The 22,615-nt window shown below is 68.6% G+C and carries 24 protein-coding genes and 1 tRNA gene; 13 read left to right on the plus strand and 12 right to left on the minus strand.

Annotated features, from left to right (window positions below):
• Positions 1-26 precede the first annotated feature (26 nt).
• The 3 genes from MFF55_RS20415 to bioD all read left to right on the plus strand — a co-directional run bounded on the left by MFF55_RS20415 (position 27) and on the right by bioD (position 2,556).
• Positions 27-962 (plus strand): ring-cleaving dioxygenase, encoded by a 936-nt coding sequence (locus MFF55_RS20415; protein ID WP_238245946.1) that lies wholly within the window; start codon positions 27-29, stop codon positions 960-962.
• Positions 963-1,090: 128 nt separating this feature from the next.
• Positions 1,091-1,864, plus strand: coding sequence for a ferredoxin--NADP reductase (locus MFF55_RS20420; RefSeq protein WP_238245947.1), 774 nt, complete (start codon positions 1,091-1,093; stop codon positions 1,862-1,864).
• Entirely contained in the window at positions 1,861-2,556 is a 696-nt protein-coding gene (bioD, locus tag MFF55_RS20425; RefSeq protein ID WP_238245948.1) for a dethiobiotin synthase, read from the plus strand. Before MFF55_RS20420 ends, bioD begins: the two co-directional genes overlap by 4 nt.
• Positions 2,557-2,562: 6 nt before the next feature.
• Here bioD and MFF55_RS20430 read toward each other — a convergent pair whose 3' ends face one another.
• Complete coding sequence (locus MFF55_RS20430; protein WP_238245949.1) at positions 2,563-2,823, minus strand: hypothetical protein; 261 nt, start codon at positions 2,821-2,823, stop codon at positions 2,563-2,565.
• A gap of 224 nt (positions 2,824-3,047) precedes the next feature.
• Here MFF55_RS20430 and MFF55_RS26885 point away from each other — a divergent pair, with 224 nt between their 5' ends.
• Complete coding sequence (locus tag MFF55_RS26885) at positions 3,048-3,182, plus strand: hypothetical protein (protein WP_283206777.1); 135 nt, start codon at positions 3,048-3,050, stop codon at positions 3,180-3,182.
• A gap of 25 nt (positions 3,183-3,207) precedes the next feature.
• On the opposite strand, the gene MFF55_RS20435 is transcribed toward MFF55_RS26885, so the two are convergent.
• From MFF55_RS20435 to MFF55_RS20470, 8 genes are all read right to left on the minus strand, one after another.
• Positions 3,208-5,946 (minus strand): ATP-binding protein, encoded by a 2,739-nt coding sequence (locus tag MFF55_RS20435; protein WP_238245950.1) that lies wholly within the window; start codon positions 5,944-5,946, stop codon positions 3,208-3,210.
• A 74-nt stretch (positions 5,947-6,020) separates the two neighbouring features.
• Complete coding sequence (locus tag MFF55_RS20440; protein WP_238245951.1) at positions 6,021-6,662, minus strand: TadE/TadG family type IV pilus assembly protein; 642 nt, start codon at positions 6,660-6,662, stop codon at positions 6,021-6,023.
• Positions 6,659-7,264 carry a TadE/TadG family type IV pilus assembly protein gene (locus MFF55_RS20445; RefSeq protein WP_238245952.1) on the minus strand — a complete coding sequence of 202 codons (606 nt, stop codon included), beginning with the start codon at positions 7,262-7,264 and terminating at the stop codon, positions 6,659-6,661. Before MFF55_RS20445 ends, MFF55_RS20440 begins: the two co-directional genes overlap by 4 nt.
• Positions 7,265-7,502: 238 nt before the next feature.
• Positions 7,503-8,768, minus strand: a complete 1,266-nt coding sequence (locus tag MFF55_RS20450) for a pilus assembly protein TadG-related protein (protein WP_238245953.1) — start codon at positions 8,766-8,768, stop codon at positions 7,503-7,505.
• Between the two features lie 53 nt (positions 8,769-8,821).
• Entirely contained in the window at positions 8,822-10,225 is a 1,404-nt protein-coding gene (locus MFF55_RS20455; RefSeq protein ID WP_238245954.1) for a Tad domain-containing protein, read from the minus strand.
• A gap of 111 nt (positions 10,226-10,336) precedes the next feature.
• Complete coding sequence (locus MFF55_RS20460) at positions 10,337-11,395, minus strand: HD-GYP domain-containing protein (RefSeq protein ID WP_238245955.1); 1,059 nt, start codon at positions 11,393-11,395, stop codon at positions 10,337-10,339.
• Between the two features lie 75 nt (positions 11,396-11,470).
• Complete coding sequence (locus tag MFF55_RS20465) at positions 11,471-12,067, minus strand: TadE/TadG family type IV pilus assembly protein (protein WP_238245956.1); 597 nt, start codon at positions 12,065-12,067, stop codon at positions 11,471-11,473.
• Positions 12,068-12,148: 81 nt separating this feature from the next.
• Complete coding sequence (locus MFF55_RS20470; protein ID WP_238245957.1) at positions 12,149-12,730, minus strand: TadE/TadG family type IV pilus assembly protein; 582 nt, start codon at positions 12,728-12,730, stop codon at positions 12,149-12,151.
• Between the two features lie 230 nt (positions 12,731-12,960).
• Here MFF55_RS20470 and MFF55_RS20475 point away from each other — a divergent pair.
• The 7 genes from MFF55_RS20475 (at position 12,961) to MFF55_RS20505 (ending at position 15,815) form a co-directional block, all read left to right on the plus strand.
• Positions 12,961-13,035 (plus strand) — tRNA-Thr (locus MFF55_RS20475).
• Between the two features lie 401 nt (positions 13,036-13,436).
• On the plus strand, positions 13,437-13,664 hold the full coding sequence (locus MFF55_RS20480; RefSeq protein WP_238245958.1) for a NepR family anti-sigma factor: 228 nt from the start codon (positions 13,437-13,439) through the stop codon (positions 13,662-13,664).
• Positions 13,661-14,239 (plus strand): sigma-70 family RNA polymerase sigma factor, encoded by a 579-nt coding sequence (locus MFF55_RS20485; protein ID WP_238245959.1) that lies wholly within the window; start codon positions 13,661-13,663, stop codon positions 14,237-14,239. Before MFF55_RS20480 ends, MFF55_RS20485 begins: the two co-directional genes overlap by 4 nt.
• A 16-nt stretch (positions 14,240-14,255) precedes the next feature.
• Positions 14,256-14,510 carry a hypothetical protein gene (locus tag MFF55_RS20490; RefSeq protein WP_238245960.1) on the plus strand — a complete coding sequence of 85 codons (255 nt, stop codon included), beginning with the start codon at positions 14,256-14,258 and terminating at the stop codon, positions 14,508-14,510.
• Between the two features lie 123 nt (positions 14,511-14,633).
• On the plus strand, positions 14,634-14,867 hold the full coding sequence (locus MFF55_RS20495; RefSeq protein ID WP_238245961.1) for a hypothetical protein: 234 nt from the start codon (positions 14,634-14,636) through the stop codon (positions 14,865-14,867).
• A 103-nt stretch (positions 14,868-14,970) separates the two neighbouring features.
• A complete protein-coding gene (locus MFF55_RS20500) occupies positions 14,971-15,300 on the plus strand; it encodes a phage holin family protein (RefSeq protein WP_238245962.1) in 330 nt (109 codons plus the stop codon).
• Between the two features lie 170 nt (positions 15,301-15,470).
• The gene (locus tag MFF55_RS20505; RefSeq protein ID WP_238245963.1) at positions 15,471-15,815 is read left to right on the plus strand and encodes a hypothetical protein; all 345 of its coding nucleotides are present in this window, start codon (positions 15,471-15,473) and stop codon (positions 15,813-15,815) included.
• Between the two features lie 62 nt (positions 15,816-15,877).
• Here the strand turns inward: MFF55_RS20505 and ada are convergent, their stop codons facing one another.
• Positions 15,878-16,993 carry a bifunctional DNA-binding transcriptional regulator/O6-methylguanine-DNA methyltransferase Ada gene (ada, locus tag MFF55_RS20510; protein ID WP_238245964.1) on the minus strand — a complete coding sequence of 372 codons (1,116 nt, stop codon included), beginning with the start codon at positions 16,991-16,993 and terminating at the stop codon, positions 15,878-15,880.
• Between the two features lie 113 nt (positions 16,994-17,106).
• The gene (locus MFF55_RS20515; RefSeq protein WP_238245965.1) at positions 17,107-17,967 is read right to left on the minus strand and encodes a DNA-3-methyladenine glycosylase family protein; all 861 of its coding nucleotides are present in this window, start codon (positions 17,965-17,967) and stop codon (positions 17,107-17,109) included.
• Positions 17,968-18,058: 91 nt separating this feature from the next.
• On the opposite strand from MFF55_RS20515, the gene MFF55_RS20520 reads away from it, so the two are divergent.
• Both MFF55_RS20520 and MFF55_RS20525 read left to right on the plus strand, forming a co-directional pair.
• Entirely contained in the window at positions 18,059-19,306 is a 1,248-nt protein-coding gene (locus MFF55_RS20520; protein ID WP_238245966.1) for a glycosyltransferase family 87 protein, read from the plus strand.
• A gap of 449 nt (positions 19,307-19,755) precedes the next feature.
• A complete protein-coding gene (locus tag MFF55_RS20525; RefSeq protein ID WP_238245967.1) occupies positions 19,756-20,172 on the plus strand; it encodes a response regulator in 417 nt (138 codons plus the stop codon).
• A 12-nt stretch (positions 20,173-20,184) separates the two neighbouring features.
• On the opposite strand, the gene MFF55_RS20530 is transcribed toward MFF55_RS20525, so the two are convergent.
• The gene (locus MFF55_RS20530; protein WP_238245968.1) at positions 20,185-22,611 is read right to left on the minus strand and encodes a putative bifunctional diguanylate cyclase/phosphodiesterase; all 2,427 of its coding nucleotides are present in this window, start codon (positions 22,609-22,611) and stop codon (positions 20,185-20,187) included.
• Between the last annotated feature and the right edge of the window lie 4 nt (positions 22,612-22,615).

A 22,615-nucleotide genomic window follows, 5' to 3' on the forward strand; every position in this document is an offset into this window, starting at 1 on the left:
ATCAGCGCACCCGACGGACCCGCCCGATGCAGCTCACCGGACTTCACCACCTCACCGCGATCACGGCCGGTGCGGCGGACAACCTCGCTTTCTACACCCGCGTGCTCGGCCTGCGGCTCGTCAAGAAGACGGTCAACCAGGACGACGTCTCCGCCTACCACCTGTTCTACGCCGACGGGATCGCGGCGCCGGGCACCGACATCACCTTCTTCGACTGGCCCGCCCCCCGGGAGCGCCGGGGCACGAACAGCATCACCCGCACCGCCCTGCGCGTGGCCGGCTCGGACGCGATCGCGTGGTGGCGGGAGCACCTCGCCCGAGAGGGCGTGAACCACGCGCCTCCGATCGAGCGCGACGGCCGCCTCACCCTCGATTTCGAGGATGGGGAGGGCCAGCGCCTGAGCCTCGTCGACGATGGCGGCGCGGGCGAAGCGCATCCTTGGGCGCACAGCCCGGTGCCGGCCGAGCACCAGATCCGCGGCCTTGGCCCGGTCCGCCTCAGCGTGGCGCGGATCGCGCGGACGGAGGCCGTTCTCACCGAGGTGCTCGGCATGATTCACGACCGCTCCTACGGGCTGCCCGAGGGTGAGGTCCGGGTCTACCGCATGGGGGAGGGCGGGCCGGCCGCCGAGCTGCATCTCCTGAGCCAGCCCGATCTGCCGGCGGCGAGCCAGGGCGCAGGCGCCGTCCACCACGTCGCCTTCCGCATTCCGGATCAGGACTACGAGGCCTGGACCGAGCGTCTGGCGGAGCGGCACATGAGGACGAGCGGCCCGGTGAACCGCTACTATTTCCGCAGCCTCTACTTCCGCGAGCCCAACGGCATCCTGTTCGAGATCGCCACCGACGGTCCGGGCTTCACTGCCGACGAGCCGCTCGACAGCTTGGGCGAGCGCCTTTCGCTCCCGCCCTTCCTCGAAGGGCGCCGAGCCGAGATCGAGGCGGGCCTGAAGCCGCTTTAGCGGGCGGCACGATGAAGAGTGATTCCAGAGAGTTGCGCCCTGTGGCAGCCGCACGGCTTCCATGCCTTGACGGGCATGCCGCAGGTGCGAGATGACGCCGGGACGGCGCGAGACGCAAGGACGGGGTGATGAGCAAGTACAACGAGGAGCGTGTGTTGTCGGTCCACCACTGGACGGACAACCTGTTTTCGTTCCGCACGACGCGCGACCCTTCGTTCCGCTTCCGCAACGGCGAGTTCACGATGATCGGCATCGAGGTGGAGGGCCGGCCCTTGCTGCGCGCCTACTCGGTGGTCTCGGCCAACTACGAGGAGGAGCTCGAGTTCTTCTCCATCAAGGTCGAGAACGGGCCCCTGACGAGCAAGCTCCAGCACCTCAAGGTCGGCGATCCGATCATGGTCGGCAAGAAGCCCACCGGCACGCTCGTCCTCGACAACCTGCTGCCGGGTCGTCACCTCTACCTGCTCGGCACCGGCACGGGGCTCGCGCCCTTCCTGTCCATCATCAAGGACCCGGAGACCTACGACCGCTTCGAGAAGGTCGTGCTCGTCCACGGCTGCCGGAAGGTCGAGGAGCTCGCCTACGGCGACACGATCACCCAGGACCTGCCCAACCACGAGTTCCTGGGCGAGATCATCGCGCAGCAGCTGATCTACTACCCCACCGTGACGCGCGAGCCCTTCCGCAACACGGGCCGGATCACGGATCTCATGGTTCAGGGCAAGCTCTTTGCCGATGTCGGTCTGCCGGCCATGTCGATCGAGAACGACCGCTTCATGCTCTGCGGAAGCCCGGAGATGATCCGCGACACCCGCGAATTGCTCACCGGGCTCGGCTACGAGGAGGGCAACCACGGCGAGGCCGCCCACTACGTCATCGAAAAAGCCTTCGTCGAGAAGTGAGCGGCGTTCCGGCCCGCGGCGTCTTCATCGCCGGCGCGGGAACCGAGATCGGCAAGACCTACGTCACGGCCGCGCTCACGCGCCGCCTGCGGCGCGAGGGCCGCAGGGTCCTGGCGCTGAAACCCCTGGCGAGCGGCGTCCCCCCGCTCTCCGACCCTGACTTCGCCGTCAGCGACACCGCGCTCCTGTTGGAGGCGCAAGGCTTGGCGGTCACCGAGGCCGCGGTGGAGGCGTGCTCGCCGTGGCGCTTTGCGGCACCGCTCGCACCCGACCTCGCCGCCGCGAAAGAGGGCCGCGCGGTCGCCTTGTCCGAGCTGATTGCCTGGTGCGAGGCCCGACTCGCCAACGCCCGGCCCGAGGACCTCGTCCTCATCGAGGGCGTCGGCGGGCTGATGAGCCCCGTCACGCCGGAGGCGACCGGCCTCGACTGGCTCAAGGCCCTGTCCTTGCCGACGCTCCTGGTGTCCGGAAGCTATCTCGGCGCGATCAGTCACGCGCTGACGGCGGTCGAGACCCTGAGGTACCACCGCGTACCGCTGCTCGGCATCGCGGTGAGCGAGAGCGCCGACGCGCCAGTGCCGGTCGGGACCGTTGCGGCGGCCGTTGCCCGGCATTCGGGGGCGCCGACGGCGTGCCTGGGACGGGACGAGGATTGCCCCGAGGCCCTGATCAGCATGATCGGAACGGCCTGAAGCCGCTCAGCAGGAGCGGTCGAGGGTGAACCCGTTGGGGCCGGTGTGACCGCGGAACCGGCAGCCGCCGTAGGAGCCGGCGAAGCCGTGGGAATCGCGCCCCGTCTTCCAGGTCGCGCCCTCGCCGCCGCTGTACTTGGCCGTGCGATAGGAGGCGGCCTTGCCGGGTGCGGCCTTCACGCCGTCGGAGGCCGGACCCGCGGCCTGGGCGAAGGTGAACAGGCCGACATTGAAGGCAGCGGCGACGAGGAACAGGCGCGCTTTCATGACCATCTCCGAAGCTCGATCCGTGGCGAGGGTCCGGATTGCGCGAGAGGTGATCTGCGCCGCGGCCCATGATCGGAACCTACGTGTCCGCCGTCCGGGCGACTGTGCGGGGCGGCACGTGCTCGTGCGGCCGAGGGCTCCCCCGCGCACGCCCTGCGTCGCTGTCCGCAGGGGCCGAGAGAGGTCCTGGGGCGTTGTCTTGCGTCAGCGACGAAGGAGAATGCATGTCCGCGTTAGAGCCGAGACACCGTCAGGGCGACACCATCGACAAGGTCGATCAGGTCAGCAGCCTCGTCCTCCTCGCCTTCGCCCTCGTCGGCGCGGCCGGCGCCATCGCCGCGCACGCGCTGCTCGGCTAGAAGCCATCGGGAGCGGGAGCGACCCCTATCCCGCGGCGCGCAACGGGGCGGTATCCGCCCCGGCGCCCGGGCCGAGCTTGCCCTTGAGGGCAGCAAGAGTGCGCGCCAGGAGGTCCTCGACCTCGCCAACCGCGTCGAGCGTCGGGCAGGCGCCGCCCGATCGGGCCTCGCCCTCGATCCGGGCCAGGGTGGATGCGATCGCCCGTCCACCGATATTGAGGCTCATCGACTTGAGGCTGTGCGCCGCGCTGGCGGCCGCGGCCACGTCGGTCCGGACGGAAGCGTCGTGGAGTTCCGCCAGGGCGAGGGGCGCGTGCTCCTCGTAGAGGCCGAGGATGCGCTCGGCGAAGGCGCCGCCCGCCGTGCGCGCCATCTCCACGAGTCCTCCGAGCACCGCCTCGTCGAGGAGGCCGGAGCCCTCGGGCCGCGCCTCGATCCCGGCGCGATCGCCGGGCGCGAAGGCGGAGGCGGCCGCCGGATCGAGGAAACGTCCCAGCAGCGCGGCGAGGCCGGCGAGGGTGAAGGGCTTCGTCAGCGTTGCGTCCATGCCCGCCGCTTCCCAGGCCGTCGCGGCACTGCCGATGACATGGGCGGTCAGGGCAACGATCGGCAGCCGCGGACGCGCGGCCTCGGTCTCCCAGGCGCGGATCGCCAGGGCAGCCGCGTAGCCGTCGAGAACCGGCATGCTGCCGTCCATGAGGACGAGGTCGAACCGGCTCGCCTGGACGGCCTCCACCGCCGCCTGGCCGTCCGCCACCGTGACGATGTCGGTGATGCCGCAGCGCGCCAGGGCCTCGATCGCGACCTCGCGGTTGACCGCGCTGTCGTCGGCCACGAGGATTCTCGCCGCCGGGAATTGCGGCAGAGCACCCGCGGCAGCGGGGCGCCGTGCGGTGTTCCGGCTCGGGCGCAGACCGGCTGACAGGGCGGCGATGGCGGCGTCGAGCTCCTCCTGGACGACGGGCCAGCGCAGAAGGTCGTCGGCCCAGGCGGCGTCGATGACGGCGCCCGCGGCCGGATCGCCCATCCCGGCGATCGCGAACACGATGCCGCCGGTGCCCGGGCGCGCGGCCAGGGTCGCGAGCGCCGAGGCGTCGATGATCCAATGCGCCGCCTGGGCCTCCTCGCAGCCGGCCTGAAGCACCGTGAAGCCGGAATCGTAGAGCCTCTGGCGGAGGGCCGTCGCGGTGGCGCCGCCTTCGACGGCGACCACGATGCCCGCGGCGGCGGGAGCAAGTGGTGGGGCGAGCTCGATCTCGCTGCCATCGAGCGGAATCTCCGCCCAGAAGGTCGAGCCCTCGCCCGCCACGCTCTCGACGCCGACGCTGCCGCCCATCGTCTCGATCAGCCGCTGGGCGATGGAGAGGCCGAGCCCGGTGCCGCCGAACCGGCGCGTCGTGGATTGGTCGGCCTGCGAGAAGGCAGTGAAGATCGTCGGCAGCTTCTCGGACGGGATGCCGATGCCGGTGTCCTTGACCGCGAGGCGAAGGCGGCCGCCCGCGAAGTCGAGGCGGATCAGCACCGAGCCGGCCTCCGTGAACTTGAGCGCGTTGTTGACGAAGTTGCTCAGCACCTGGCCGAGGCGGACCGGATCGCCCGTGATGGTGCGCGGCACCGCGGGCGCGACGTAGGCCGCGAGGTCGAGCCCCTTTTCCCTGGCCTTCTCGCCGAACAGCGAGACCACGATGTCGGCGACCTCTCCCGGCCTCACGGCGATGCGCTCGAGTTCGAGCTTGCCCGCCTCGACCTTCGCGAAATCGAGGATGTCGTTGATGATCGCGAGCAGGCTTTGACCTGAGCGGGCCACGACCTCGGCGTAGCGCTTCTGGCGGTCGGGCAGATCGGCCTGCGCGAGCAGCTCGGCCATGACCAGCATGCCGTTGAGCGGCGTGCGGATCTCGTGGCTCATGGTCGCCAGGAAGGACGACTTCGCGGTGTTGGCGGCCTCGGCGGCCTCCTTGGCCTCGGAGAGGTCGGCGGTGCGGTCGGCGACGTCCTGCTCGAGCCGGTCCCGGTGGCGGGCGAGCCGCGCGTCGCGCTCGCGTACGGTCTCCAGCAGGCTGTTGAAGGTGCCTGCCAGCACCCCGACCTCGTCCTGGCGCTCGATCCGGGCGTACCGGCTGTAATCCGCGTCCGCCCGCACCCTCTCCATGGTCTCGGCGAGCTCCGCGATCGGCCGCGTGATCGAGCGCTGCAGCGCGTAGGAGACGGCGAGGCCGAGGCCGAGGGCCAGCACCGAGGCGAGCAGCGAGGCTCGCACGATCGCCAGGAGGCGCGCGGTGAGGTCGGCGGTGTCGGCGACGAGCACGATGCTGCCGACCGGCCGGCCGCCCTCGACGATGGGAAGACGGACCTGCACCGTACGGCTCCCCAGGAGGTCGAGGACCGAAACGCCGCGGTCGAGGTCGAGGTCGCTCGCCAGGCGGATCGCGAGGCCGTGGTCGGCGAGCGTCGAGCCGTCGGGCCGCTCGATGCCGGCATAGATGAGGTCCGGACGCCGTGCGATCGCGCGCAGGGTTTCGCGGGCGGCGTTGCCGTCGCCGGTCGCGGTGGCGCGGGCGCCGGAGGCGGCGAAGACGCCCGCCACCGCGGTCAGCGCGTCGCGCTTGTCGTCGGCGTAGCGCGCCACCTCCTGCCAGAGCCCGAAGAGCGTGCCCACGACGAGGGCGAGGGCGACCGACCCGAACACCGCGAGCGCCAGCCGGCCGGCGAGGGAGGTGGTCCGCTGACGAAACGGGTTGCGCACGCTTTTCGGACCCTTCACGCCGCCGGCATCGATCGCGCGATCCTACGCGCCGTTGGTGAGGACGCTGTTAAGCCTGCGCACCGGATCCAGGGTCACGTCTCGCAGGCGCGGCCGGTCGGCAGGACAATCTCGGGGTAGCGGCTATTCTTGCGCACGCCCTTGCGGACGGGCCATTTCAGAGCCTTCTTGATCTGCAACGTGTCGCCGCCCTCCTCCGCGCTGAGGATCTCGCCGACGAAGAAGATCCGATAGGGCATCTCCACCTCGACGTAGAGGAAGCGAGCGCCTTCCTCCTCGCCCGGGAAGAGGGAGGTGAGATCCTCGCCGACCGAGCGCGGCTCGGTATTGCCGCTCGCCGCGACCGAGCAGACCGTGGCCTGCGAGGCGCCATCCCGGCTCGCGACCCCGATCGTGCTCAGCTTGATCTTCGCGCTCGCCCCGTCGAAGGGCGGCAGGATCAGCGCCGCGGCCCCGAAGATCTCCTGCGCGCCGCGTGAGTCGATGGTCTCGCCCTGGCTCGCGACCTCGCCGACGGCGCGGGTCAGGAAGCCGACCTTCCGGACGTTGTTGGCGAAGTGGGACAGCTCCACGGCGCCGACGAAGAGGAGAATGAGGATCGGAGCGAGGAGCGCGAACTCGACGGCGGCTATCCCGTCCCGTCCGGCCGCGAACCGGGAGGCCAGGGTGGAGGCCCTGTCGAACCGGCACGCGTCGCGCAGCGCCGGGCGCCTCACTTCGCGCCGCACTGGGCCGGAAGGCCGAGGCCGTTCTCCATCCGGAAGGTGAAGGCCGACTGGATGACGCGGTTGCCGTTGGCGAGCTCGGTCTGCCCGAGGCTCAGGCTGGAGAAGCCGATGAACTCGAAGGCGGCCTGGAGGACGACGATGGCTCCGTCGCGCGGGCATTCGTAGGTCGTGCCGAAGCCGCCGCGCCAATCCTGGGTCGACGGGTCGACGGGCTGCGTGACCGATGCGGTGCCCAGCGTGGTGAAGGTCCGCAGATCGACCTTGACGCGGTCGCAGGGGAGGAGTCCGCCGACATTGGCGCAGATCTCGGCGCGCACCGCGTCGCTCGGCGTGGATCCCGCAGCCGCGGTCCGAGGCGGCATCGTGTTGTTCGAGATCTTGCGGGCGCCGACCTCGACGGCGTTGTCGAGGGCGTGCCCCATCCAGAACATCAGCGCGATCTCGAAGATCACGAAGATCAGCCCGGTCAGCGGCAGCGCGATCAGGCTGAACTCGACGGCCGTCGCCCCGCCCTTATCGGCGAGGAAGGGGCGCAGGCCGGTGCACGCGCATTCCTGGAGCGTCGGGCGTCTGGAGGGGTGCGAGACCATCGTTCACGCGGGGACGTGTACCGCGTCCGGGCCGGGATCGGTCCTGAATGCAGAGTACAGCCCCCTCGATAGCAGCAGGACGTTTTGCAATCGTTATGGCTCGAGGGCCGCAATGCATCGGTGCCGTTTCCGCGGCATTCACCGACGCAGGTTGACCCGAGTTAGGCGACACCGAGTCCTGGCTCGCCGATCGCTCTCCTCGCAAGAGACGAGGCACGGCTCCCGGGTCAAGGAGAGATCAACGCACGAGATAGATGTCGCCGTCCGTCTGGCCCAGTCCCTTGGGCACCGGGACCGTCGTCGTCCCATACTTGGTGTTGAGCACGAGCTTCGGATTGGCGGTCAGCAGGAGCTGCTGGGTCACGATGACCGTGAAGGCGGATTGCTGGGCGACCTCGTTCGTCGCGTCCACGACGAAGCGGCCGCGCGGCAGGTAGACGGTGCCGGTCATGTTCGAAGCGTAGTTCGTCTTGATCACGTGCTCGCGAAGCAGCGGCGCGCTCCTGTCCTCGAAGAACAGCAGCCCATACAATGCTCCGCTGCGCGGCGCGTCGAGGCTGATCCGAGCGTTGCTGAGGAACTGGAAAACGCTACCCGGACCGGTGAGGTAGAACCCGACGCCGTCGCCACGCACGTCGGCGTTCGAATCAATCACAAGCGGGCCGTCCTTGATGACGTATTCGCCTGCCGACAGGGTGACGTAGGAGTTGCCGCCGATGAAAAGGCCGCCGCAATAAGTGCCGGCCCGGAGCACGTGGCGCGATCCGGCGCTGCCTCTGTCCACGAAGGTGTTGGTCGGCTCACAGGGGCCGGCTGAGGGCGGCACGCGATCCGCGATCGGGTCGTCAATCTTCCGGCAATCGGTGACCTTAGACGCGAAGAAGGAGCCCGCGCCCTTGAAGCCGCCGCCCGAGCAGACGCGCTCGGCGGTGACCTGGATGCCGCTGTCGGACTCGACGCCGCTGCTGCTCGTCGCGTTGGAATGGATGTCGCAATCTCTGGCCGTGAGCCAGGAATTCGACTTGAGGTAGATGGTCTGGCTGCTCGCGGGATCGAGTGCGATGACGCAGAGCTTGCGCTGGCCCCGCAGGGTCGCGAGCGAGGTCGCCGCGATCTGCCCCGGCGTCACGGCGAGGATGCCGGAGAGGTACTGCTTGCGCTCGTGCCGCAGCTGCACCTGGACGCTGGTTCCGTTGTCCTGCGGGGCGACGCTGACCGTGAGTCCGACCCCGGCGCCCTGATCGACGAAGGCCTTCTTCGCCCAGCTCTCCGCGACGGTTTGCATGCGCCGCTGCTCGAAGGCGCTGACGGCCAACTCGCGCGCGGCCGCCATTGCCGCCGCGTCGGCGGCCGCCTGCAGATGCGAGCGCTGCTTGACCCAGGATCCGTAATCGACCGCCGCACCCACGGCGCCGGCCAGCACCGACATGGCCAGCGCGACCACGAGGAGCGTCGTCCCCGAGCGCGAGGCGGCGAAGGCACGGAACGGCAGCGATAGCGGCATGGCTTCGAGCTTCTTCGCGGTTCGACGGACGTCCGAGACTTATCCCTGGATCCCTAATGCGAGATCACCGTATCGGACGAGCTCGGGCCGACGCCCTCGGGCACGGGGATGTCGCTGCTGGCGTAGCGGGCGTTGAGCATCAGGTTGGGGCCGTCGTAGAGGTTGATCACCCGGGCCACGATCACCGTGTAGGCGGACTGGTCGGCAATCGGCTTCCTCGAGTCGATGATCAGGCGGCCGGCCGGCAGGTAGATCGTGCCCAGCAGCGTGCGCGCCTCGTCGCTGATGATCCGGTACTCCCTCAGCGGAGTCACGGATGGCAGGCCCGGCAGCAGGGTGTTGACGACCCCGAGCAGCAGCGGCACCGCGCCCTTGCCGCTCTTCGGGAGCGGCAGCGCGACGGCGCCGCCGATCAGGTCCACATCCTCGAAGAACAGCAGACCTGAGAGCACCCCTTCCTTTGGCGCGGTGAGGCTGACGACGCTGTCCTGATCGAACAGCAGCCCCGCCCGGTTGCCGGTGAAGTAGAAGCCGGTGTTCGTGCCCGTGAGGGAGGCCTTCTTCTCGACCGTCAGGGGGCCGTCCTTGATGATGTAGACGCCCGGCCGCAGCAGCACCTGCGCGCCCTTGGTGATCTGCAGGCCGCCGCAATAGGTGCCAGGGTCGAGGGTGACGTTGCCGCTCACCACGTTCGCGCCGTAGGCGAGGTTGTCGGGACCGTCCTCGCCCCTCTTCGGGTTCATGTAGGCGGGCAGGATGATGCAGGGGCCGGGCGAAGGCTTGGCCCGATTGGCCAGCGGGTCTTTCAGTGCAGGGCAACCCGTGGCCGGCGGCGGCGTGAAGTTCGCGCTGCTGCCCTGATAGCCGCCGGCGGTGCAGGCCGAGAGGGAGACGGCGCGCGCGGCGTTCTCCGCCTGGATGCCGCTGGCGCTCATCGAGTTCGAGTAGAGCGAGCAGTCGGTGGCGGTGATCCGGGCCGATGCCTCCAGGTGGAAGGCCCCCTGGCGCGTTGGGTCGAGCGCGAGGAGGCAGAGGCGTGTGGTGCCGGCGAGCTTGGCGGTGGAGTGCACGACGAGCTCCACCTGCGGTACGTTGAGGAGCTTGCCGAAGGCGAGCGGCACGCTCTCGTGGACCGTCACCTTGACCGAGGAATGGTTGCCCAGCACCTCGGCCTCGACCTGCGGCCGGCGGTCCGTGGAGGCCTGCGCCTGGCCCTGGGCCATGGCGATCGCCGCGCGGATGGCGGCCGCGTCGTCGGTGTTGGCGAGCTTGAACTGGTTGACGCCCGCGATGCTGCCGCCGTCGGCGGCGCGCTGCAGCTCGGTGCGGCGCTTGACCAGCGAACCATATTCGAGGGCCGCCGAGGTCAGGCCCATCAGCACCGGCAGACCAAGACCGAAGATCAGCAGCACGTTGCCGCCCCGGTCCCGACCCAGCGCCCCCAGATGACGTACCATCGCTTATGCTCCCACGAGCATCAGGATGGGCGGGATCCTTTGCGAATCTTCGAATCGAATTGCGCGGTTTTCGCGAGATCAGCCGGAAATTCTGCGGAACGGCCGCTGATCCTAAGCACTTCTCGCGATCGGCGCGTCGGCGGCGCTGGCCACCTCGTCGATCTCCACTCCGTTCGCGGCCAGGAACGCGGCCACGCAGCGCGGGTCGAAATGCGTTCCCGCATTCGTTTGGAGATAGGCGAGAGCGTCCTGACGCGACCAGGCGCGCTTGTAGGGCCGATCGGAGGTCAGCGCGTCGAACACGTCCGCCACGGCCACGATCCGGCCCGACAGCGGAATCGCCTCGCCCCGCAGCCCCCAGGGATAGCCGAACCCGTCCCAGCGCTCGTGATGGGTCGCGGCGATCTCGGCCGCGAGCTGGACCATGCGCGAGGAGCTGCCCTCGAGGATGCGCCGGCCGCGCTCGGCGTGAAGCTCCATCTCGCTTCGCTCGATCGGCGTCAGGGGGCCGGGCTTCAGCAGGATCGCGTCGGGGACGCTGATCTTGCCGACGTCGTGCATGGTCGAGGCGAGGCTGAGCTGCCGGATCTCGCTCTCCGGAAGCCCGAGCTGGCGCGCGATCAGCGTGACGTAGGCCGCCACCCGCGCGACGTGGTTGCCCGTCTCGGTGTCCCGATGCTCGGCCGCCTTCATGAGCATCGTCACGATCTCGCGCTCGCGCGCCTCGATCACCGCCGTCGCGGCCTTGACCTCGCGGTCTAGCCAGACGGCGCGGTCGCGCTCGGCGAGGCGGGCGCGGTTGAGGTCGAGCAGGTTGGTGACGCGCGCCCGGACCTCGTAGGCCTCGAAGGGCTTGCCCAGGAAGTCGGTGGCACCGGCCTCCAAGGCCTCCTTGCGCAGGCTGCGCTGGTCCATGCTGGTGACCATCACGACGGGCACGTGCGCGAAGCCCTCGACCGCCCGCGCCTCGCGCAGGAATTGGAGGCCGTTCATGCCCGGCATGTCGTAGTCCGAGATCGCGATGCCGATCGACTCGGCGTTCTCGCGCACGAAGGCCAGGGCCTCGGAAGGCTTCGTGAAGGTGCGCGGCTCGCAATCGGGGATGCCCCTGATGGCTTCCGCCATCAGCACGTTGTTGAGTGCGGCGTCGTCGAGGATGAGGGCGAGCATCGCGGTTGAGGACCCCAGGATCGTCTGCCACCGTGGCGGGAAAGCGTTGAGAGAGTGTTCACGCGCCTCGCGCCGTCATTGGGCCGGGCAGGCCTCCCCGCCCGGCAGCACCACCTCGGGATGGTGGCTGGCGAAGCGCCGTCCGGTGCGGATCGGCCAGAACACCTGCTTGGAGAAGGCGATGCCGTCGACCCGCTGCCCGAACAGGCGCGCGAAGAGCTCCGCGGCGATCGGCTTGTAGTTCATCGTGATCTCCACGAGGAGCAGGCGGACGCCTTCGACCCGGAACCCGTCCGGCAGCGCGACGGGCGGGGTGTCGCCGCGGCTGCGCGGAGACGCGCCCGCCGCCACGCTCGAACAGACCCGCATCTGCCCGCCGGCGGCGCTGCCGAACACGCCGACCGCGCTGACGATCATCTCCGACCCCGTCGCGTCGAAGGGCAGGAGCACGACCTGGGCGGATCTGAAGATGCCGTCGACCTGCTCGCGGGTCGGCGTCGAGATCCCGGCGACCAGATCGCCGATCGTGCGGGACAGGAGATCGACCTTCCGGGCGTTGGCGAGCGCGTTGCAGAGCTCGACCGTGCCGATATAGAGCATCAGGAGGATCGGCAGGATCAGCGCGAATTCGAGGATTGCCACGCCCTCCCGCGCCTGCCCGAAGCGCCGCATCCAGAGCCGTCCGGCCCGGCACAGGGATCCTGCCGGAAGCGGGAAGCGGCATCTCGAAGCTGGGCGGAGGCGATCCATTCCTCAGCAGCCCGCCCCGCCGGCGGGGTTCTGGTTGAGCTGGACCACGGCTGCGGCCTGGATCAGGCGACTGCCGTCCTTGAAGGTCGTCCGCACGGAGTCGAGTCGGTAGAAGCTCTGCTGGGCGAGGGCCGCGTGGACGACCACGACGCTGCCTCTGGCCGGGCATCCGTGCTGGCCTCCGAAATTCGCCCGCCATTCGCGCGTGTCGGGGTCGACGGGACTGACGACTTTCACCTCGCCGAAGGCCGAATGGGCCGCGACGTCGACCTTGAGGTTCTGGCAATTCACGAGCCCCTGCGCGCCCTCGCAGATCTCGCGGTGGATCGTACTCACGAGCGAGCCGCCGCTCGTGCTCGCAGAGCCGACGTAGAGCTGGCGCATCGAGTTCTGGAGCGCGTTGTCGAGGGTGGCACCGATCCAGAAGACCAGCGCCATTTCCATCAAGAGCACGATGAGCGCGACGAAGGGGACCACGACCATCGCGAACTCGACGGCGGTGACGCCGCGCGTGTCGCTGCCGAGGCGCCTCAGCGCCGTCATCCCGGGCACATCGATGCCGCGCCGGATCGTCGGGAGGGTCATGGTTCTGGGCGCGCCTTCGAGCCCTGCAAGGACGGTTGCCCGAGGTTTAGGCGAAGAATCTTCACAAGTTCCTGCCCCGATCCCACAAGCCATCGCGGAATCGTGAGCCGGTTTACAAAGCTTGAGGAACTGAGGGCCTGAAGTCCGTCCATCCGACGCGACACGTGCCGTCCGCACGACGACTTGCCGGTTGAACGCGTCGGGCCCGGCTGATAGCAAGCGCGAGGCGGGCCGGTGTAGCACAGCGGTAGTGCAGCGGTTTTGTAAACCGAAGGTCGGGAGTTCAATCCTCTCCACCGGCACCACCTTCCGCAGCGTCTGCAGATCGTCTCAGGATTGCTCCGTCTCTCCGCAGCGAGGACGCGGCTGCTGTAACCCGATCCGGGCGACGCCATGCGACGTTCAAGCCCGAGGAGAAGCGCTCCGTTCAGCAAAGCGTCAGGATCGCGCAGATAAACCTTTGTTATTGCCGAGCTTACGAGACGCTTATTGTCGTCTAGATACTGGGCAATATGCCAGAGAAGCGGGGATGCAGCTGCATGTCCTGCATTAAGGACGGCTGAATGCATTTTTCAGAACGCGTTAAATCTTGAGCCGCTAGCACGTTCGTCGAAGCAGCGACGGTCTTTTCTCAAGACGCCCGGCCGGAAGACGCGGTTCTCCGCCTCCGGCCGACAGCGGGCCGCTCGCCGAACCATAGGCAGCGATGACGTGCGATTTCCAGACGGCCTCCAGCGAGGTCCCGCCGGCTCAGGAGCCTCCCGCCACGGCCGTCGCGAAGCCTTCGGCCCCGCTCACGGCCGAGACCCGAGCGCGTCTCGGGCGCAACCTCCGCCTCCTCTATGCGCCGGTTCTGGAGCAACCGCTGCCGGAGCGGTTTTCGCGCCTGCTCGATACCCTCGCCGGGACGGGCGAGGGGGAGAGCGGGCGATGAGGGAGACGCCCGCTGCCGTAGGCACGCCCTCCGGCGCCGATGCCGAGATGCGGGCCCTTCTGCTCGGCGCGATCCCGGCGCTCAGGGCCTTCGCGTTCTCCCTCACCTACGATCTCGACCGCAGCGACGACCTCGTCCAGGACACGTTGATCCGGGCCTGGACCAAAGCCGACAGCTTCCAACGCGGTACGAACCTGACCGCCTGGCTGTTCACCATCCTGCGCAATCTGTTCTACTCCGAGCAGCGCAAGCGCAAGCGCGAGGTGGAGGACGCCGACGGCATCCATGCCGGACGGCTGACGAGCCTGCCCGAGCAGGAGATCCGGATCGAGCTCCAGGAATTCCGCGCCGCCCTGGACCAACTGCCGCACAGTCAGCGCGAGGCCCTGGTCCTCGTCGGCGCCCAGAATTTCACCTACGAGGAGGCGGCGGCGATCTGCGGCGTCGCGGTCGGCACCGTGAAGAGCCGGGTGAGCCGGGCGCGCAGTCGACTCGTCGAGGCGCTCGGCATGGTTGGCACCGACGACATCGGGGCGGACGCGCTGACCCGCGCGGCAATCGGAGCGCCGCCCTGAGGAGTGGACAGGTGCCATGGGCATGAAGACGACGTTCGTGGTGCAGACCTTCGTGCTCAAGCGCAAGCGGTTGTCGCCCGGCGACCGCGAGGTGGCGCCCACCGAGAGCGGAGCGCTCAAGAAGGCGCAGGCGATGGCCACGCGCCTGCCCGGCACCGCCGCTCTCCGGATCGTTGCCGACGACGAGACCGGCGAACTGGAGAGCGCGACGATCCTCGGCCAGTTCGGCGAAGTGCCCGACGATTTCGCCGACAGCCTGCAGGGTGGGTGAGCGGGAGCCCGGCAGGGAAGACCGTTGAGGCCTCTTGCTCACCTTGACGCGTGGTCGCGGCGGGTGAATCCGGACCGATGGCACCACATCTGAGGAGAAACCGAAACCGGACGGGAATCCTCCATGCCTGCCATCTTCCTTCTCACTTCCGCCCTCATCCTGATCGTCCAAGCCGGCCCCTCAGCGGCGCAATCCTACCGCGACGGCAGCCGTTACGAGCCGTGGCAGCACCAGCGCCATGCGGGCGACGGGGTCAGCCGGACGTCCCGCCACCCGGAAGTTCTGCCGCGCAAGCCCCGCCTCTGCTATCGGCCGGATATCGGACGCGACTCGCGGCTGATTCCCTATCCCTGCTGAGGTCCAGGAACCCGGGCCCGTTGCAATCAGTCTCCCCTGCTGGGACTCCCGACCCTGGGAGCGATGCGCTTTCGCGCCGGGAGCAGTGAAGAAGCGGGGCGCCATGCGCATAGACTCAACGGACGGCACGCTGCGCCTCCTCGCCACCGCCCTGCGTCAGGCGAGCGAGCATCTCGTCAAGACGCTGACGCTCGTGCACATCGAGGTCGACGGCAACATCCGCGCCCTCATGGGGCTGTTGGCCCTCTTGGCCACCTGCGTCCTCCTGCTCCTCGCGGCGCTGTTCCTGTTCCTCGGCGCGATCGTGAAGGCGCTCGCCGCCCTGATCGGGTCGGAGGCTTGGGCGGCACTGATCGTCGCCGCGCCATTCGTCCTGGCTGCGGCCGTCCTCATGCATCTGGCAGTTCGGAGGATGAGGCCGATAGCCCGTTGATCGTCCCTCCTGTCGGGCAGGTCGCGATCCTTGCGAGAAGCGCTCGTTCCCTTCGATCGTCCGGCGTACCAGTCGTGTTGGGGTCTGGTTCAGGTGGCTGCCGCCAGTAGGGCGGTCGAACCAATCCTTCCATGAAGACGTTTGCAGCAGCCGATAGGAGAACGCTCGAGATGAAGATGCTTTGGGTTACGGCGCTAGTCGGTCTCAGCGTAGTGAGCGCGATGGACTCGGCCTCTGCGCAGCGAGGCGGTCGCGACTATGGCTACGAGGAGCGCGAGTACGGCGGCCGCGGTGAGCGCGAGTACGGTGGCCGCAGCCGGGGCTACGACGATGACCGCGGTCGCGAGCGTGGGCGGGGCTCCTACCGGGACGAGCGTGCGGGCGGGTTCGACGAGGGCGAGTACCTGCGCTGCAATCCGGATGTCCGCCGGGCGGTGAGCCGGGGCCAGATGGAGTCCGGGGCGGCGCATTACAAAGTGTTTGGCCGACGCGAGGGTCGACGCCTCAGCTGCTGACCAGCGGCGCCATCGGATGCCTGGGGAATGGGCTGGTGGCTGACGCGGCACCAAAGGAGCGCTCACGCCTCGCTCTCCCGAGCGAGGAGTGAGCGCTTGCGCGCGATGCCCCAGCGGTAGCCCGACAACGACCCATTGGAGCGCACGACCCGGTGGCAGGGGATCGCCACGGCGTGAGCGTTCGCTCCGCAGGCGAGCGCGACCGCCCGCGCGGCGGAGGGCTGGCCGATCCGCGCCGCGATCTCCATGTAGGTCGCGGTCCGGCCTGAGGGAATCGCCCGCAGAGCTTCCCAGACCCGCTGCTGGAAGGCGGTGCCGCCGATGTCGAGGGGCAGGTCGACGCCGGCGTCCGGCCGCTCCACCAGCCCGACCACTCGCGCTACCAGGGTCTCGAACCCGGCATCGCCGCCCTCGATCGTGGCTTGAGGGAAGCGGTCCTGGAGATCGTGGGTCAAGGCCTCGGGCTCGTCGCCAAGAAGGATCGCACAGACGCCCTTCTCGGTGGCCGCCACCAGGATCGCGCCGAGCGAGCACTGGCCGACGGCAAAGCGGATCAGCGCTCCGGCGCCGCCCCGACGGTAAGCGGTCGGCGTCATGCCGAGCCGAGCGGTCGAGGCGGCGTAGAACCGGCTCGCCGAATTGTAGCCGGCCTCGTAGATCGCCTCCGTGACGGAGCCGGCTCCGCGCAGCCCGGCGGCAACGCGCTCGGCCCGCCTTGCCGCGGCGTAGGCTCGCGGGGTGACGCCGGTGGTCCGCTTGAAGACGCGGTGAAAATGATGGGGGCTCAGGCCCGCGGCAGCGGAGAGCGTCTTCAGGTTCGGTACCGCGTCGGCCTCGTCGATCAGCCGGCAAGCGGCGGCGATGGCCGCGGCCTGCCGCTCGGCGAGGCTCGCCTCGCTGGGCCGGCAGCGAAGACAGGGGCGGAAGCCCGCCGCCTCCGCCGATTCGGGCGTGGCATGAAAGGCGACGTTCACGCGCAGCGGCATGCGCGCGGCGCAGCTTGGGCGGCAATAGACGCCGGTGCTGCGCACGGAATACACGAAGGTTCCATCCGCCCCCGCGTCTCGGCGCAGGAGAGGCTCCCAGCGCGGGTCGTCGGCCGTGGCCTCGCGGGATGGGTCCCGCCACTCGTCGGGCCTTTCCCCAGTCGTTGGAATCGCTTGGTCCTCGCTGCGCATGACGTCGCATCCTGTACGGGCATGTCGCGGGGGTCCATCGCCGCCGCAAGACGGGCGTCATGCCCCTTCGTGCCACACCCGGCACCACGCCGCTTGCTCTCGAATACCGAAGCTCAGGCGGATGCAGACGGCAGGCCCGGCGTCGCGCTTCGAGCGGCGTCGTGCGCCCAGAGATGGAGGGTGGCATAGGCCCGCCAGGGCCGCCAGGCAGCCGAGCGCGCGAGAAGCTGCGCGTGGCTCGGCCGACCCGCACCATCGTCGAGAGCGCGCAGGAGCCCGAGGTCGCCCGCGGGCATGGCATCGGCTTCGCGCATCGCCCGCATCGCGATGTACTGCGCGGTCCATTCGCCAATGCCGCGCAACGCCTTGAGCCGCGCGACCCCCTGCTCCAGGCCCTGACCCGGATGCAGAAGGTCCGGCGTCGCCGCGACGGCATTCGCCAGGGCGCTGATCGCGGCGCCGCGCGCCCGGGGCATGTTGAGGGCCTTCGCGACATCCGCGCCTGCGAGTTCGGTCGGGGTCGGGAAGACATGCGTCAGCCCGGGAAGGGGCGGGGCGCCCTGGAAGGGGCTGCCGAATGCGGCGGCGAGGCGGGCGGCGAGGCGCGTCGCGGCCGCCACCGAGACCTGCTGCCCGAGGATGGCCCGCACCCCGAGTTCGAACCCGTCCCATGCGCCGGGCACCCGCAGGCCCGGCCGCGAGATCACCAGGTCCGCCAGGAGCGGGTCCCGGCCGAGCCCGGCCCGGATCGCCGCGGGATCGGCATCGAGATCGAACATCTGCCGAAGCCGGACGGCGACGGCCGGCAGCGCCTCGCCATCGATCCCCACGACCGTCGCATTCAGCGCATCGCCCTCGCCGAGCCTCACGGTCAAGACAGCGTGCCCGCTCGCCAGCGCGATCGTGCGTCGGTAGGCGCCGTCACCGACGGCTTCGACACCGGGGATCGCGCGCTGGGCGAAGTAGGCCAGCATCGCCGGCCAGTCATAGGGTGGCCGATAAGGTAACCAAGCGTTTCGAGTGGTGATGTAAGCAGCCCTAAGGAGAGGATGGCGAGGACAGACTATGTCATCTTTCCGGCACCGTTTGGTCGACCAGCTCGCCGACGCCGAGTGGTTGCATCCCGCCCGAGCGAGGGCGTGGTGTCGGATCCTGGTGGTCGTCAGCGTGCTGGCAGTCCTCGGCTGGATCGGCCTTTCCCGAAACGGCATCGATCCGCTCGGCCGGCCTCTGGGCACGGATTTCGCCAGCTTCTGGACGGCCTCGCACTTGGCGCTGTCCGGCTATCCCGCCGCCGCCTACGACGCGGTGGCGCATGCAGCGAGCCAGAACGCGTTGTTTCCTCAAGAGCGGCTTGGCTATTACGCTTTTTTCTACCCGCCGGTTTTCTTGCTCCTATGCTTGCCACTGGCCCTGTTGCCCTACCTGTGGGCACTGACATTGTGGTTGTTAGCTGGTCTGACGTTGTGGCTGTCCTGCCTTGGACGCATCCTACCTCAGCGTTGGGCGCTACTTCCCATTATTGGCTTCCCTGCTGTCCTGATCAATGCTGGGCACGGGCAGAACGCGTTTCTCACCGCAGCGTGTTTGGGTTGGGGTATGCTGTTAATCCAACGGCACCCTTTCATGGCAGGTCTGTGCATGGGTGTTCTGGTTTTCAAACCGCACCTGCTTCTGGCCGCTCCGATCCTGCTGCTTTCCGCGCAGCGCTGGCGTGTAGTGCTGGGCGCAATCACGTCTGCCGTGGCGCTGACCTTGGTGTCCTGGGCTCTTCTCGGAGGGGAAGCATGGAAGGCCTTTCTGTCCATTGCCCCATTGGCACGCGAGACCATGGAACAGGGCTTGGTTGAGCCTTGGAAGATGCCGAGCGTCTTTGCCGCCGCACGGGTGCTGGGCACAGGACTGGGCGCTGCCTACCTGATGCAGGCCCTGGTGGCCTTAGCGACATACGTGCTGCTCTGGCGCGTTGCGAGCCGTCGACCCGGTGGCATGGCCGAAGGCGCGGTGCTCGCAGCGGCCACGCCGCTCTGCTCGCCTTTTCTTCTGGATTACGACCTGCTTTGCCTATCGCTGCCCCTTGCCTGGGTAGCAGCGGAAGCCCAGCGCACCGGCTGGCTCCGCTGGGAAAAGATGGTGTTACTGACCGCCTATGTCTTGCCGCTGGTGGCACGTAGCTTGGCCGAGCAAGGGTTACCGCCGGCACCCCTGGTGATTGTCGCGTTGCTGTTGAAGACTGCTCGGCGCGCCTTAAGGACGCCCCCTCCCATTGGTCAAACCCGTATGCAAACGACCGCTTTGGTCAGGAACACATGAGAAGCCAGTCATAAAGTCACTTACATTCTCACAAGATTTATTTTACTAAACGTAACAAGATGCGCCTGATGATTAAGGATGCGGATCTGATTACGGAATCGTTGCAGGCGGTTGCAATGGAAGCTAAGTTCTTTGCGGAAAGTTTAATGATTAGGGGCAGCACGCGAGGTCCGACACTCATTTCATTTTCATGAACTCGCGTTACTGAGGCAGGTGGCTTTATCTGGCTAAGCCGGCGGATCAGGCTGACGGTCATTAGGCTTTGACTTGCCGTACACGAATACACGAGCCCGCTGCGGACGCCGCAAGCCCTTTCCTCAGCAATTGTGTCGAAGTCATTAAGCCTCGATCCACCCTCTATGAGCTTGACCGTTTTACGAGGAAACTTCTTGCCCGCCGCTGCGGTAGAGTGGCGGTTCGGGGAGAGCAATCGCGTGTACAATGGGACGATGACGGGGTCTGCCTCACGCACCCCGCCGCTGCGGGTCATGATCGTCGAGGACGAGCCGCTGATCAGCCTTGCCCTGCAGGAGATCGTGCGCAGTTGCGGTCACGTCATCGCGGCGGTCGTGGACAACGCCGAGGATGCGGTGGCCCACGCCGCTCATGTCGAGCTGGATCTCGCCCTGATGGACATCTCGCTCCACGGCCGGCAAGGCGGGATCGATGCGGCGGTGGCCCTGCGGGAGGCCCACGATCTGCGCTCGATCTTCGTCACCGCCCATACCGATCCCGGGACCCGCGACCTGGCACAGGCGGCCTGGCCGCTCGGTCTCGTTGCCAAGCCGATTCATCCGGCACGGCTGAACGCCGCTCTGCGCAACGCGGCCGGCACCCTGGCGGCGCTGGCCGCGCGCGCCGGCTGACGAGGCGTCGGGTCAGGCGCAGGCCCTGACCGGCGCGACGGGCTCTTCCGGGTTCAGCAGCGAGCGGAACTTGTGCGGCAGCGTCTCGACCAAGCGGTCGATCTCCGCCGACGGTCGGGCGGGGCTGAACAGGAAGCCCTGGATGTCGTCGCAGCGGCTTCTCTGCAGGAGCAAGGCCTGTTCCACGGTCTCGACGCCCTCGGCCGTCACCGTGATCGAGAGCTTCCGGGCGAGCGCCAGGATCGTCTCGATCACCGCGAGGCATTCGTGGCGGTGGCCCATGTCCTTGATGAAGGAGCGGTCGATCTTGATCTTGTCCACGGGGAACCGGATCAGGTAGCTGAGCGACGAGTAGCCCGTCCCGAAATCGTCGAGCGCGATGCGGATGCCGAGTGCCCGCAGCTCGCGCAGGTTCGCGATCGTGACGGCGTTCATCTCGAAGAACACCGATTCCGTGATCTCCACCTCCAGGCGGGCAGGGTCGAGCCCGCTCGTGACGAGCGCCGCCTTCACGTCGTCTACGAGGTCCGAGTTCCGGAACTGCGTGGGCGAGATGTTCACGGCGACGCTGATGTCGCTCGGCCAGCGGGCTGCCTCGCTGCAGGCCTGGAGCAGGACCCAGCGTCCGATCGTGGTGATGAGGCCCGCCGCCTCGGCGACCGGCACGAAATCGGCCGGCGAGACGAAGCCGCGCTGGCGCCGGTTCCAGCGCAGCAGGGCCTCGAAGGAATGGACGCGGCCGTCGCCGAGGCCGACCAGCGGCTGGTAGTGGAGCTCGAGCTCGCCCGCCGCGATGGCGAGCTTCAGGTCGGCCTCCAAGTCCCTTCGGGTCCGGACCGCGATTTCGAGGCCGGGTTCGAAGAGCGAGAGCTGGCCCTTGCCGCCCGTCTTGGCACGGTAGAGCGCGAGGTCCGCCTTGCCGAGCAGGCCCTCCGGTTCGGCGGCGTCGCCCGGAGCCATCGCGATGCCGATGCTGACGCCGATCTCCACCTGCACGCCCTCGATGACGTAGGGCGCGCTGATCGCCTCGATCACGGCGTGACCGAGATCGGACGCCTCGGACACCTTCGCGCACGGACAGAGGATGGCGAACTCGTCCCCGCCGAGCCGTGCCACGAGACGCCCATCGGGGGCCGTCGAGTGCAGCCGGGCAGCGACCCGCCTGAGCAGGGTGTCGCCGAAGCCGTGCCCGAAGGTGTCGTTGACGATCTTGAAGCCGTCGAGGTCGAGGTAGAGCAGGGCGCAGGCACGATCCCTGTCCGCCGCCCTGGCACATTCGGCCGTGACGAGGTCGTGGAACAGCGTGCGGTTGGCAAGGCCCGTGAGCGCATCGTAGCTCGCCAGGTAGGCGATCCGCGCCTCCGATTGCCGGCTCGCCGTGATGTCGGAGCCGACGCCGCGAAAGCCGAGGAAGGTCTCGGCCTTGTCGTAGATCGGCTTTCCGCTCAGACGCCACCAGCGTTGTGAGCCGGCGACCGCCACTTCGACCACGTGGTCGCGGAAGGGCGTCCGGTTTCGGACGAAGCCGGTGAGGTCGGCGATGTCCCTGGGCGGGTTCGCGGAGGGACCGTCCGCAAAGAGGGCCTCGAAGGGCGCGCGTCGGAGCGCCGTCAGCGAGCGGCCCGAGACCTGCGCCATGCGCTCCGAGACATGCTGGAGGTTGCCGTCGGCATCGGTCTCCCAGAGCCAATCGCTGGTGTTCGCCTCGAAGTCGTTCAGGAGGAGGCCGATCGTCTCGTTCTGTTCCGCGACGCGGACCTGGTCCAGGATGCGCTGGGTCGAGAGATCGGCCATCCGCCGCACGCTCACGAGGACGAAGCCCGCGTAGATGGTGAGTAGGGCTGCGAGCATTCCGGCGATCGTCTCGCCGTTCAGGACCAGCGCAGTGAAGCTGCCCACGACGAGAGGGATCGTCACGAGGAGCGACAGCGCGAGGATCGGCCCGATGACGTAGGCGTTCACGATCAGGCCCGCGACCATCACCACGACGAGGGTGCGATGGTCCCCGTCGGAGGGCGTGAACAGGAAGAAGGGCATCAGGCCCCAGATGGTTCCGACCATCAGGGCGAGGAGGCGGGCGGCCCGGTGCCCACTCTCGATCAACTCGGGCGAGGCCGGCCTGGCGCGGTAGCTCCGCGCGCCCCAGGCGGCTACGACGACGACGAGCATCGTGAGGACGAACTGGCCGAACAGGTAGTAGGCCGGCGCGATGTTCCAGAACAGCACCAGCACGGCGAGCGCGAGGATGGTGTGGGTCACGGCGAGGTAGTTGGCGAGGGCCATCGCCTCCTCGAGCTGGCGGGACCGCGTCTCCACCCGGTAGCGATCCGGGACGGCCGAAGGCTGCGCCAGCCGCGCCGCGGCGGATGCGAGCCGCCGCAGGAGCTCGGGGAGGGGTCGCGCGGCCTGAAGGCTGGTGGGGGAGATCTCGCTCGGCATGGCG

Source organism: Methylobacterium iners (assembly GCF_022179305.1).
Taxonomy (GTDB): Bacteria; Pseudomonadota; Alphaproteobacteria; order Rhizobiales; family Beijerinckiaceae; genus Methylobacterium; species Methylobacterium iners.